9 protein-coding genes are annotated in these 11,957 nt (G+C 48.9%); 6 read left to right on the top strand and 3 right to left on the bottom strand.

Features of this window, described 5'->3' with window-relative positions; translation table 11 throughout:
• Window positions 1–15 precede the first annotated feature (15 nt).
• On the top strand, window positions 16–825 hold the full coding sequence (gene iolB, locus ACLJRH_RS14465) for a 5-deoxy-glucuronate isomerase (RefSeq protein ID WP_000002010.1): 810 nt from the start codon (window positions 16–18) through the stop codon (window positions 823–825).
• Window positions 826–1,177: 352 nt separating this feature from the next.
• Here iolB and iolT2 read toward each other — a convergent pair whose 3' ends face one another.
• The gene (gene iolT2 / locus ACLJRH_RS14460) at window positions 1,178–2,614 is read right to left on the bottom strand and encodes a myo-inositol import MFS transporter IolT2 (protein WP_000083108.1); all 1,437 of its coding nucleotides are present in this window, start codon (window positions 2,612–2,614) and stop codon (window positions 1,178–1,180) included.
• A 446-nt stretch (window positions 2,615–3,060) separates the two neighbouring features.
• Between iolT2 and iolT1 the strand changes: the two genes are divergently transcribed.
• Window positions 3,061–4,494 (top strand): myo-inositol import MFS transporter IolT1, encoded by a 1,434-nt coding sequence (gene iolT1 / locus ACLJRH_RS14455; RefSeq protein WP_000107709.1) that lies wholly within the window; start codon window positions 3,061–3,063, stop codon window positions 4,492–4,494.
• 50 nt (window positions 4,495–4,544) lie between these two features.
• Here iolT1 and iolR read toward each other — a convergent pair whose 3' ends face one another.
• Window positions 4,545–5,378 carry a myo-inositol utilization transcriptional regulator IolR gene (gene iolR / locus ACLJRH_RS14450; protein WP_000033840.1) on the bottom strand — a complete coding sequence of 278 codons (834 nt, stop codon included), beginning with the start codon at window positions 5,376–5,378 and terminating at the stop codon, window positions 4,545–4,547.
• Window positions 5,379–5,868: 490 nt separating this feature from the next.
• Window positions 5,869–7,248 (bottom strand): UDP-N-acetylmuramate:L-alanyl-gamma-D-glutamyl-meso-diaminopimelate ligase, encoded by a 1,380-nt coding sequence (mpl, locus tag ACLJRH_RS14445; RefSeq protein WP_001219833.1) that lies wholly within the window; start codon window positions 7,246–7,248, stop codon window positions 5,869–5,871.
• Between the two features lie 174 nt (window positions 7,249–7,422).
• Here mpl and fbp point away from each other — a divergent pair, with 174 nt between their 5' ends.
• From fbp to ACLJRH_RS14425, 4 genes are all read left to right on the top strand, one after another.
• Window positions 7,423–8,421 (top strand): class 1 fructose-bisphosphatase, encoded by a 999-nt coding sequence (fbp, locus tag ACLJRH_RS14440; RefSeq protein ID WP_000853764.1) that lies wholly within the window; start codon window positions 7,423–7,425, stop codon window positions 8,419–8,421.
• Between the two features lie 226 nt (window positions 8,422–8,647).
• Window positions 8,648–9,178: an inorganic diphosphatase gene (gene ppa / locus ACLJRH_RS14435; protein ID WP_000055079.1), complete on the top strand. Its 531-nt coding sequence runs from the start codon at window positions 8,648–8,650 to the stop codon at window positions 9,176–9,178.
• Window positions 9,179–9,587: 409 nt separating this feature from the next.
• A complete protein-coding gene (locus ACLJRH_RS14430; protein ID WP_000977205.1) occupies window positions 9,588–10,751 on the top strand; it encodes a metallo-dependent hydrolase in 1,164 nt (387 codons plus the stop codon).
• Window positions 10,748–11,956 carry an MFS transporter gene (locus tag ACLJRH_RS14425; RefSeq protein WP_000203125.1) on the top strand — a complete coding sequence of 403 codons (1,209 nt, stop codon included), beginning with the start codon at window positions 10,748–10,750 and terminating at the stop codon, window positions 11,954–11,956. The genes ACLJRH_RS14430 and ACLJRH_RS14425 overlap by 4 nt, the downstream gene beginning before the upstream one ends.
• The last annotated feature ends 1 nt before the right edge of the window (window position 11,957 follow it).

The raw sequence follows: 11,957 nt of genomic DNA, 5'->3' as shown, positions 1-11,957 counted from the left end.
AGGAAGGAGAAGATTATGGCCAACTTGCTGAGTACCTGTACCTCTGAGTCGGGAAATATCCAACACATTTCCCCTCAAAATGCAGGCTGGGAGTATGTCGGTTTTGATGTCTGGCAGTTGAAGGCTGGAGAGTCGATAACCCTGCCGTCCGATGAGCGTGAACGCTGTCTGGTGCTGGTTGCCGGGCTGGCCAGCGTTAAGGCCGCCGACAGTTTTTTCTATCGGATTGGTCAGCGCATGAGTCCGTTTGAACGCATTCCGGCTTATTCGGTTTACCTCCCCCATCATACGGAGGCGAAAGTGACAGCCGAAACCGACCTTGAGCTGGCCGTATGCAGCGCGCCGGGATTCGGAGAGCTTCCGGTACGTCTGATCTCGCCACAAGAGGTCGGGGTAGAGCATCGGGGAAAAGGGCGCAATCAGCGCCTGGTGCATAACATCCTTCCTGATAGCCAGCTCGCCGACAGCCTGCTAGTCGTTGAAGTGTACACTAATGAAGGCGATACCAGCTCCTGGCCCGCGCACAAGCACGATACGGCAGTTGAAGGCCAGGAGACCTATCTGGAAGAGACGTACTATCACCGTTTCAATCCACCTCAGGGATTCTGCTTACAGCGCGTCTACACCGACGATCGCAGCCTGGATGAATGTATGGCGGTCTATAACCGGGATGTAGTGAAAGTACCTAAAGGCTACCACCCGGTTGCCACCATCGCGGGTTACGATAACTACTATCTGAACGTGATGGCCGGCCCGCTACGAAAATGGCGTTTCACCTGGGAAGAGAACCACGCGTGGATTAACTCACCAGACTACCCGCGATAACACTTCGTTGAGTGGTACTTTGCCAGCCGTCCTCTGCGGCTGGCTTTTTTATTCAACTCTGCGCCACACACGCTCATAAGATCGCTATCCACCTTCTCTTAAATTATTTCCCTGTTTTGTATATAGCGTATTTACGGCACGGCCCCCACCAGGAATACGCAATAAAATAATGATGCAGAAGAAGACTTACCCTATTTGCCGATATTATTATGGATCAAGTAGTTACGTAGAGGTGGTAAACACTGGGGAGATTTCAACAGGGTATATCCTGTGCGCACTCGCTGGAGGGAGTAAAGGTTATGTAACCAGCGGAGAATATCTCTGGATATTCTCCGCTAATATTGGAGAGGTATCAGGCTATTACATCGCGACGTTTCCCCTGAATTTCACGCAGCTTGTTCTCGGCCAGCCGTTCAATTTCTGTTAGCGGCACCCCTTTTGTTTCCGGCACATAACGAGAAATAAAGACATAGCAGACCAAATTAAAGACGACAAAAATCCACATCGAGAAAGCGCCGCCGAAGGTCTCCTGCAGCCAGGCGTTATCATTTATGACCGGGAACAACAGTGAGATGAGGAAGTTGGCTATCCACATCAGACTCACCGCCAGCCCCATCCCAAAACCTTTTATCTTTTCAGGGAAAACCTCAGAAATCAGTACCCATGCGCCAACGCTCCAGCTGACGGCAAACAGCAGCATAAAAAACAGGATGCCAAAGATGGTAATGTAGCCTGTATCATGGGTGTACAAACCGTATGACGCGATCAACAGGCCGACAATTGAGCCGATGGTACCAATTTTCATAATCGGTATACGGCCATAGCGGTCGAACAGGATCATGCCGATAAAACTGCCCACCACATTACATACCGCGATAAAAATGGTCTGGAACATAACCACTTCGGTACTGCTGTTCTGCAACACCAGCGGCGCATAATAGTTCATTACGTTAACGCCTGTGAACTGTTGCAAAACGGCGATACAGCATCCAACCAACAGAATATAGCGGAGCACCGGCGAGCTTTTCAGGTTGGTGCGTTCTCCCCCGGCGACGTTGTCCTGTGGACGTACGGTTTCTTTCATGCTGTCAAAAATAGCGGCCACATCTGTGGCCGTTAATCCACTGTAGATCCGGGTAAGCACCTTTATCGAACGGGCTTCGCTGCGGTTGTTACGGGCGCACCATGCCGGTGATTCGGGTAGGAAAAGCGTAATCGCTAACATCGCAATGGAGGGTACCACTTGGGCAAAAAGCATAGTCTTCCAGCCCTGGGAAACCAGCACATCAGCAGGCATTCCTTTTGCTATCAGATAGTTGACTATAAACACGATAACCTGGCCAGATACCACGGAAATATTGTAAATGCCCAGCGCTTTGCCGCGAATTTCAGCAGGCGCCAGTTCAGACATATACATGGTGGATGCCGTTCCGGCCATCCCAACCGCAAAACCACACACAATGCGGGAAAGGGAGAAGATCATAAACGATTCACTCATCGCTGCCCCTAAGGAAGAAGCGATAAAAATGATCGCAATGATCAGAAGCGCAGGTTTACGCCCCAGTTTATCGGCAATTTTTCCACCGACCAGCGCGCCGATGATACAACCAATCACGATACTGGAAACGGCCCATCCGGTCTCGGTTGGCGTCAGTTGGTAATACTGCTGTAAAGGCAATACCACCCCGGTAATCACCGCCGTTGAATAACCAAACATCAATCCAGCCAGCGCCGCAATACAACACAGGACGTACACATAGGCCGAATTGTACTTACTTCTCTGAGACATAATCCCTCCCGAAACAACACACCAATGAAATTTTTCATTTTATTTTTGCATTCATTAGAAGAAAAATTCCATGCAAAAGATCACGAAATGGAGATGTTCCAGGAAAGAACAAAAAGTACGGCCCCTGACAAATTGAGTTCAGGCACTGTCACAAAAACAATAAAATCAAGTAAATTCATCAAGATAGTGGATGGCGCTGCGCAAAACGCAGCATCTTAACGATAAAAAACGCCAGGATTATGAAATTCGAAATGTGATACCCATAACAAAACATAAGTTTCATTATTGATCGTTTTGAAATTAAAACATAGGTTGTGAAACGAGAGTTCTCAATAGCTATAAGATCGTCGGCAGAGCTACGGCAATGACCGACATAAGATGAATTTGTCTATTTGTTCACTAAATTCAAACAGATAGATGAAGTTTATTCTGGAGATAATCTACCTATGTCCACATCAGATAGTTGTTATAATACGGGTTACATATTACGCATCTGCGCGATTGCCGCACTGGGCGGAATATTATTTGGCTACGATACTGCTGTTATTTCAGGTGCGATTGGTTCACTGACCAGCTACTTTCATCTATCTCCTGCTGAGACCGGCTGGGCGGTTTCCTGCGTTGTGGTGGGGTGCGTTATTGGTTCGTTTAGCGCCGGATATTTATCCAAACGTTTTGGACGCAAGAAATCATTGATGGTTTCAGCGCTGTTATTCACTATTTCCGCAGTGGGCACCTCCCTCTCCTACACGTTCACCCATTTTGTGATTTATCGCATTATCGGTGGACTGGCAGTCGGCCTGGCGGCAACAGTATCACCGATGTATATGTCTGAAGTCTCACCGAAAAACATGCGCGGCAGAGCATTAAGTATGCAGCAGTTCGCTATCGTTTTCGGTCAGATTCTGATCTTCTACGTTAACTACAAAATAGCATCGATTGCAGCGGATACCTGGCTCATTGAACTTGGCTGGCGCTATATGTTTGCTGCGGGTATTATTCCCTGCATTTTGTTCTGTATTTTAGTCTTTTTAATCCCGGAATCTCCCCGCTGGATGATGATGATTGGTCGCGAGGAGGAGACGCTAAAAATACTGACCAAAATATCCAACGAAGAACATGCCAGACATCTTCTTGCCGATATAAAAACCTCACTGCAAAACGACCAACTAAACGCCCATCAAAAACTCAATTACCGCGACGGGAACGTGCGTTTCATCCTGATTCTGGGCTGCATGATCGCTATGCTGCAACAGGTAACAGGGGTTAACGTCATGATGTATTACGCGCCAATCGTCCTTAAGGATGTGACCGGTAGCGCCCAGGAGGCCCTGTTCCAGACAATCTGGATCGGCGTGATTCAGCTTATCGGTTCCATTATTGGCGCAATGATTATGGATAAGATGGGGCGTTTGTCGCTGATGCGTAAAGGCACTATTGGCAGCATCATCGGCTTGTTGCTCACCTCATGGGCGCTGTACAGCCAGGCAACCGGTTATTTCGCGCTATTTGGTATGCTGTTCTTTATGATTTTCTACGCGCTTTCCTGGGGCGTGGGCGCATGGGTGCTTATTTCTGAAATATTCCCTAACCGGATGAGGTCGCAGGGAATGAGTATTTCGGTCGGATTTATGTGGATGGCAAACTTTTTAGTTTCGCAATTCTTCCCGATGATTAATGAAAACCCGTATTTACTTTCGCATTTCCACGGCGCATTTCCAATGTGGATATTTGCCATCTGCTGCATCTTCAGTTACTTCTTTATCTGCCGTTACCTGCCGGAAACAAAAGGCATTTCGCTGGAGAAAATGGAGAGTGTAGTGTTAGCAAAACGCAGAAAAAAACTGCAGCCAATTCAAACCGAACGTTATTCTGATTAAGTTTCACCACAATGCCGATGATCGCTAAATACGATCATCGGCTTGTTTTTTTACTCCGTCGCCAGCGCCAGTGAAACCGCTAACGTTTGCGCCAGACACATGGACGCGACCTGAGAACGGAAACCATCGACCTGCGCTTCACGTACCACAAAACAGACTTCACTGAACGCTGCCAGCGGGCTGACCTGGCTATCGGTTATCGCAATATGGTGCGCACCGCGTTTCGCGCCAAGCTCGACTAATTCCACCACTTCCTGCGCGTAAGGCGAGTAGCTGATGGCAATAACAACATCGTCGGGGCTGACCATACTTAGCTGTTCAGAGAACATTCCGCCAATACCGTCAATTAAAAATGCCCGTCTCTCCAGATGACGCAATGCGTAGGTTAAATAACTGGCCACGCTAAACGAACGACGTAATCCAATCACATAAATATTGTCGGCTTTCGCTAACAGATTGACCGCCGCATCCAACTGCTCATTTTTAATCTGCACCGGTAATTGTTGTAATACCTGTGCATTCACCATTGAAAATAGCTTCAGAATTTCACCCGGCTTTTCCGGGGTAGGTTCCCCTTCATCCGCATTTTTCTGTCTGAACAGACGCGCCCGCTCGGTATAGCTTACTGTTTCCTCCATCAGGTGCTGGCGAAATACCTGTTTCATTTCATTAAATCCGCTAAAACCAAACGCATTAGCAAAACGAATCAGTGTCGAAGGGGGAACATCGGCATGTTGCGCGATGGAAGCGACCGTGTCAAAAGCAACGCTATTACTGTTATCCAGAATATACTGAGCAACTTGTTTAAGACGTTTGCTAAGGCTGTCATAGCGACTGCGGATATCATCCTGCAGTAAGGAAAGTTGAGTTTGATGTTTAGACATGCATGATACTCTAATAGAACGAAAATTTCGTAAATAACCATATTAGCACAAATGAACTGAACATACAGTTAACAACATTCAAATTGCGCTGTGGTTACCTTCAGTACAGAATTTGCTGGCGGGCTGGGTTCTGAGCAATCTGAATCTGACCGCATAAATGCGACAGGATCAGCATTGTTATGACTGGACGATGCCCGCAGCCAGGCGGCATCGCAAACGTTGAAAGGCAGAAGATGACGTTTATAAATCACGAAACCTTCATCTGTTATTGCGAACTGGCTCTTTTCGTCCCGCATACGGCAACCGGCGGAACACTCTTAGTGTATTACACTGATTACTTTAAGGATATGCGTCTACTCTTTTTCAATACTGAGCGGCAAATGATTTTTCAGTATTGCTTTAACGTCTCCCGGCGAGCGGAATGCGCTTTCGATGGCAAGATGCCCCATATAAAACAGCCAGCCACAAGGCTGGCTGACCGCATAGTCATTTAATACGCTGTTACGTTCTGAGCTTTTTTCGCCAGCCCATCCAGCAATTTCTGATGGATGCCGCCGAAACCGCCGTTGCTCATCACCAGGATGTGATCGCCAGGCTGTGCGGTTTTCACCACCATTTCCGCCAGCGTATCGACATCGCCACTCCAGTGAGCAGGCTGTACGCAGGCTTCAGCGACTTCCGCCACTTGCCACGGAATATGCGGCGGCTGCAGCAGGAACACTTCATCCGCACGCCCTAACGACGGCGCCAGGTCATCCTTGCATAACCCCATCTTCATCGTGTTAGAGCGCGGCTCCAGCACTGCGATAATGCGCGCGGTGCCGCCCACTTTACCGCGCAGCGCCGCCAGCGTGGCCAGAATTGCCGTCGGATGGTGAGCAAAATCGTCATACACCGTCACGCCGTTCGCTTCGCCGCGCAGTTCCAGACGGCGGCGGGCGTTAATAAATGACCCCAGCGCGCTGGCCGCTTCAGCGGGCGCGACGCCCACGTGGCGCGCGGCGGCAATCGCCATCAGACCGTTGTGCATGTTATGTTCGCCGACCAGGCCCCATTTCACATCGCCGACTTTTTCGCCGTCCAGCCACACTTCCCACTCGGAAGCATCCGTAGTCAGCTTCTTCGCCTGCCAGTGTCCCTGCTCGCCCACCAGCTCCTGCTCGCTCCAGCAGCCCAGAGCCATGGTCTGTTTCAGGTTGATGTCGTTTTCCGGCCAGATGATGCGCCCCTGCCCCGGCACGATGCGCACCAGATGGTGGAACTGCTTCTGGATCGCTTTCAGATCGTCGAAGATGTCGGCATGATCAAACTCAAGGTTGTTGAGGATCAACGTCCGCGGGCAGTAATGCACAAATTTAGAACGTTTATCAAAGAACGCGCAGTCGTACTCATCCGCTTCGATAACAAAGAACGGGCTCTCGCCCAGGCGCGCGGAAACCTCAAAGTTGCCCGGTACGCCGCCGATCACGAAGCCCGGTTTGTACCCGCACGCTTCCAGTATCCAGGTCGCCATGCCTGCGGTCGTGGTTTTGCCGTGGGTACCGGCGACCGCCAGTACCCAGCGGTCGCGCAACACAAAGTCATGCAGCCACTGTGGACCAGACATAAAGGGAATGTTTTTTTCCAGCACCGCTTCCACGCACGGATTCCCGCGCGTCATCGCATTGCCGATAATCACCAGATCCGGCTGCGGATCGAGCTGGCTGGCGTCATAACCCTGGATCAGATCAATGCCTTGCTTCTCAAGTAAGGTACTCATCGGCGGATACACATTGGCGTCCGAACCCGTTACTTCATGACCAAGCGAGCGAGCCAGCATCGCCAGCCCCCCCATGAAAGTGCCACAAATTCCCAAAATATGAATGCGCATACGTCACTATCCTTTTTTTATCTGCGAGCCATTTTACGCACATGTCTGGCAAGTGAGAAACGCATTTCAGGTAAATCTGTACTTTGCTGGCGCGATTCACCTGAGCGCATCATCTGAAATGTTTGTTAAGATTGTTACGGTCGCTTTACTCCAATCAATTGCAGGGAAAGTGTTATGAAAACGTTAGGTGAATTTATTGTCGAAAAGCAGCACGAGTTCTCTCAGGCTACCGGTGAGCTCACTGCTTTGCTGTCGGCAATAAAATTGGGCGCCAAGATCATCCACCGCGATATCAACAAGGCCGGTCTGGTCGATATCCTGGGTGCCAGCGGTGCTGAGAACGTACAGGGCGAGGTTCAGCAGAAACTCGATCTGTTCGCGAACGAGAAACTGAAAGCTGCACTAAAAGCGCGCGATATTGTAGCGGGCATCGCATCGGAAGAAGAGGACGAAATCGTCGTCTTTGAAGGCTGCGAACACGCGAAATATGTGGTGCTGATGGACCCTCTGGATGGCTCTTCTAACATCGACGTTAACGTCTCTGTCGGTACGATTTTCTCGATTTATCGCCGCGTGACGCCCGTCGGCACGCCGGTCACCGAAGAAGATTTCCTGCAACCCGGCAACAAACAGGTCGCTGCGGGATATGTCGTGTATGGCTCGTCCACCATGCTGGTTTACACCACTGGCTGCGGCGTACATGCTTTCACCTACGATCCGTCGTTAGGCGTGTTCTGTCTGTGCCAGGAACGTATGCGTTTCCCGGAAAAGGGTAAAACCTACTCCATTAACGAAGGCAACTACATTAAATTCCCGAATGGCGTGAAGAAGTACATCAAATTCTGCCAGGAAGAGGATAGTTCAACAAGTCGCCCTTATACCTCACGTTACATTGGCTCTCTGGTGGCCGATTTCCACCGCAACCTGCTGAAAGGCGGCATCTATCTCTACCCCAGCACCGCCAGCCATCCGCAGGGAAAACTGCGTCTGCTGTATGAATGCAACCCGATGGCGTTCCTCGCGGAACAGGCCGGCGGCAAAGCAAGCGATGGTAAAGAACGTATTCTGGATATCATTCCGGAAAGCCTTCACCAGCGCCGCTCGTTCTTCGTCGGCAACCGCCATATGGTTGACGATGTGGAACGCTTTATCCGCGAATACCCGGACGCGTAATCTTTACCACCATGCGGAATAACGCATGAAGCCGCCATTGGGCAATAACATGTCCGATGGCGGCGTTGCCTTATCAGGCCCGTGATTTTTTCGGTTCTTAACCTTTGTCATTCATGCTCCGCAACGACGCGCCAGATGAGGCGGAAACGAAAACAAGCGAAGACTTTCGGCGTGAGTTGGCTATAATACTCGCCACTTGTTTGTCATAAATTCAAAGGAAACAGACATGAGCTTACTCAACGTCCCGGCGGGTAAAGAACTGCCGGAAGATATCTACGTCGTTATCGAGATCCCGGCTAACGCAGATCCGATCAAATACGAAGTTGACAAAGAGAGCGGCGCGCTGTTCGTTGACCGCTTCATGTCCACCGCGATGTTCTATCCGTGCAACTACGGTTACATCAACCATACCCTGTCTCTGGACGGCGACCCGGTAGACGTTCTGGTCCCGACGCCGTACCCGCTGCAGCCAGGCGCCGTCATCCGTTGCCGTCCGGTTGGCGTACTGAAAATGACCGACGAATCCGGTGAAGATGCGAAACTGGTTGCCGTACCGCACACCAAACTGAGCAAAGAGTACGATCACATTAAAGATGTGAACGATCTGCCGGAACTGCTGAAAGCGCAGATCACTCATTTCTTCGAGCATTATAAAGATCTCGAAAAAGGCAAATGGGTGAAAGTTGACGGTTGGGACAACGCCGAAGCGGCTAAAGCGGAAATCGTTGCCTCCTTCGAGCGCGCAGCGAAGAAATAAGTTCGCTTTTACATAATCGTCAAGATAAAGGCTCTCATAGTAATGAGGGCCTTTTTATTGGCTAATGAATAGAACACAATTTTTATCATTATTAGTTTAACATTCACGAAATGAATAAGACCTTACCTTATTTTTTATTAAAAAGGGTTGAATACGCTCACGCTTTCTCTAAAAAGCTTAAGATAATAATTTTTTTGTGAATTCCCGCAGACTCCCATGGACTTACGCCCTAAATATTAGCAAGCGCCAAATTCTTATTTAGTGCATAAGCCCGATTACCTTTTTAATAAGGTATCCTAAGCTCTCCCTACCAATAACCGTATTTTTAATCCAACATAACATCCGCTCAAAACACACTTTTTAATATATTTTTAAGGGCTGCCATAATTATTTACTATTTTAAGAGATTATGATGAAAAATGATATATTAATTACCGGTGGACATATCATCGATCCCGCTCGTAATATTAATGAGATTAACAATTTACGCATCATTAACGATATTATCGTTGATGCCGATAAATATCCTGTAACTTCGGAGACCCGGATTATCCATGCCGACGGCATGATCGTCACTCCCGGTCTTATCGATTATCACGCGCATGTTTTTTATGACGCGACGGAAGGCGGCGTCAGGCCTGATATGTACATGCCGCCGAATGGCGTCACCACCGTCGTGGATGCAGGTTCTGCCGGTACGGCAAACTTTGATGCCTTCTACCGAACGGTGATTTGCGCCAGTAAAGTTCGAATCAAAGCGTTTCTGACCGTGTCGCCGCCGGGCCAAACCTGGTCACAAGAAAATTATGATCCTGACAATATTGATGAAAATAAGATCCACGCGCTGTTTCGCCAGTATCGCAATGTTCTTCAGGGATTAAAACTCAAGGTTCAGACTGAGGACATTGCTGAATATGGCTTAAAACCGCTGACTGAATCCCTTCGTATTGCCAACGATTTAAGGTGCCCCGTGGCAATACACTCGACTCATCCCGTCGTTCCCATGAAAGAACTTGTCTCCTTGCTACGCCACGGCGATATTATCGCTCATGCGTTTCACGGCAAAGGTAGCACCATTCTTACTGATGAAGGCGCTGTCTTAGCCGAAGTCCGTCAGGCAAGGGAAAGAGGCGTTATATTTGATGCCGCCAATGGTCGCAGCCATTTTTCAATGAACACGGCACGCCGGGCCATCGCCAATGGCTTTCTTCCGGATATCATCAGTAGCGATCTCTCAACCATCACTAAACTCGCCTGGCCTGTTTACGCCTTACCATGGATTTTATCGAAATATTTAGCACTCGGCGTCGCGCTTACCGATGTCATTAACGCCTGTACCCATACCCCAGCAGTTTTATTGGGCATGGCAGCAGAAATTGGTACGCTGGCCCCTGGGGCATTTGCCGATATCGCCATCTTTAAATTAAAAAACAGGCATGTTGAATTTGCCGATATTCATGGTGAAACGCTCACGGGGACGCATGTGCTGGTACCACAAATGACCATAAAATCCGGTGAGATATTATTTCGTCAAATTGATTTTGGCGCGCGGCCAAACGGAGTTGAAAAATGACCTCAATGCAAAAATGGCTACGGATCGGCGCGACATTAATGTTCGGCCTTTTTGTTGCTTATCTTGACCGTTCTAATCTTTCCGTTACGTTACCTACGATTACACACGACCTGAATATTGATGGCGCAACGGCCAGCATTGTATTAACCATATTTCTTATTGGCTATGCCTTTTCAAATATTTTTGGCGGCGTATTTACCCAGCGATACGATCCGAAAAAAATAGTCATTCTGATGGTGCTAATCTGGTCGATTGCGACCGTTTTTGTCGGATTTACCTCGTCAGTGTACGTTATTTTGATTTGCCGGTTGGTGCTTGGCATTACCGAAGGCATTTATTGGCCGCAGCAGTCCCGCTTCGCCAGCGACTGGTTTTCAGACAAAGAACGGACGCAGGCGAACAGCATTATCCAGTATTATGGACAGTTCTTGGCATTAGGCCTGGGATTTATGATTTTGTCCCCGCTGGATGCTGCCTTCGGTTGGCGAAATGTTTTTATTATCACTGGTGTGATCGGCATTTTTGTTGTGGTTCCACTTTATATAACAATGCTGAAAAAACAGGAAGAAGCGCCTTATTATCGTGCGCCGGCGCCAACAGAGAAAACTAAACTTACCCTGGAATCGCTGGGCGGAACCCCTTTCCTACTCCTTATTTTTACCTACATCACTCAAGGGATGTTGTTCTGGGGAATTACGTTATGGATCCCCATGGTTGTCAATTCTCTCGGCTATACCGGATTCAGTAAAGCATTGGTCAGTTCTCTGCCTTATCTGACTGCGGTTATACTGGCAATCCCTATCTCATGGATCAGTGATAAGACACAAAAGCGTGTACTTATTGCTTCACTGGGCCTACTAATCCCCGGCGTAATGTTATTTCTCTTGCCATTTGTCGATGCGCCGGGCTTTAAAATCACGCTCATTACCCTGGCGATGGGTTATTATGCCGCCAGCTTTACCCCCAATATCTGGTCGATTATCCAGTCGAACGTTAAACCCCATGCGATTGGCCCAGCCTCCGGTATTATTAATGGCATCGGCGCTGGCGGCGGCGGTACGTTGGCAGGCCTAATGGTCGGCTATTTTTACCGGACAACTGGCAGCTATATGCAGGGATTTATGGTTCTTGGATGCATTGTTATCCTGGGCGGCGCGTCATTATTGATCTACGGCAGAATAAGAGCTCACCATGCCCGGCGCTAGC

Source organism: Salmonella sp. SAL04162, assembly GCF_046551535.1.
GTDB classification, from domain to species: domain Bacteria; phylum Pseudomonadota; class Gammaproteobacteria; order Enterobacterales; family Enterobacteriaceae; genus Salmonella; species Salmonella enterica.
Note: the sequence above shows the minus strand (reverse complement) of the source record. Positions and strands in the feature narration are given on the sequence as shown.

What these genes read in the sequence shown, in the direction of transcription:
- ACLJRH_RS14430 (WP_000977205.1), top strand. Translation starts at nt 9,588, where the DNA reads ATGATGAAAAATGATATATTAATTACCGGTGGACATATCATCGATCCC.
- iolT1 (WP_000107709.1), top strand. Translation starts at nt 3,061, where the DNA reads ATGTCCACATCAGATAGTTGTTATAATACGGGTTACATATTACGCATC.
- ppa (WP_000055079.1), top strand. Translation starts at nt 8,648, where the DNA reads ATGAGCTTACTCAACGTCCCGGCGGGTAAAGAACTGCCGGAAGATATC.
- ACLJRH_RS14425 (WP_000203125.1), top strand. Translation starts at nt 10,748, where the DNA reads ATGACCTCAATGCAAAAATGGCTACGGATCGGCGCGACATTAATGTTC.
- fbp (WP_000853764.1), top strand. Translation starts at nt 7,423, where the DNA reads ATGAAAACGTTAGGTGAATTTATTGTCGAAAAGCAGCACGAGTTCTCT.
- iolR (WP_000033840.1), bottom strand. Translation starts at nt 5,378, where the DNA reads ATGTCTAAACATCAAACTCAACTTTCCTTACTGCAGGATGATATCCGC.
- iolT2 (WP_000083108.1), bottom strand. Translation starts at nt 2,614, where the DNA reads ATGTCTCAGAGAAGTAAGTACAATTCGGCCTATGTGTACGTCCTGTGT.
- mpl (WP_001219833.1), bottom strand. Translation starts at nt 7,248, where the DNA reads ATGCGCATTCATATTTTGGGAATTTGTGGCACTTTCATGGGGGGGCTG.
- iolB (WP_000002010.1), top strand. Translation starts at nt 16, where the DNA reads ATGGCCAACTTGCTGAGTACCTGTACCTCTGAGTCGGGAAATATCCAA.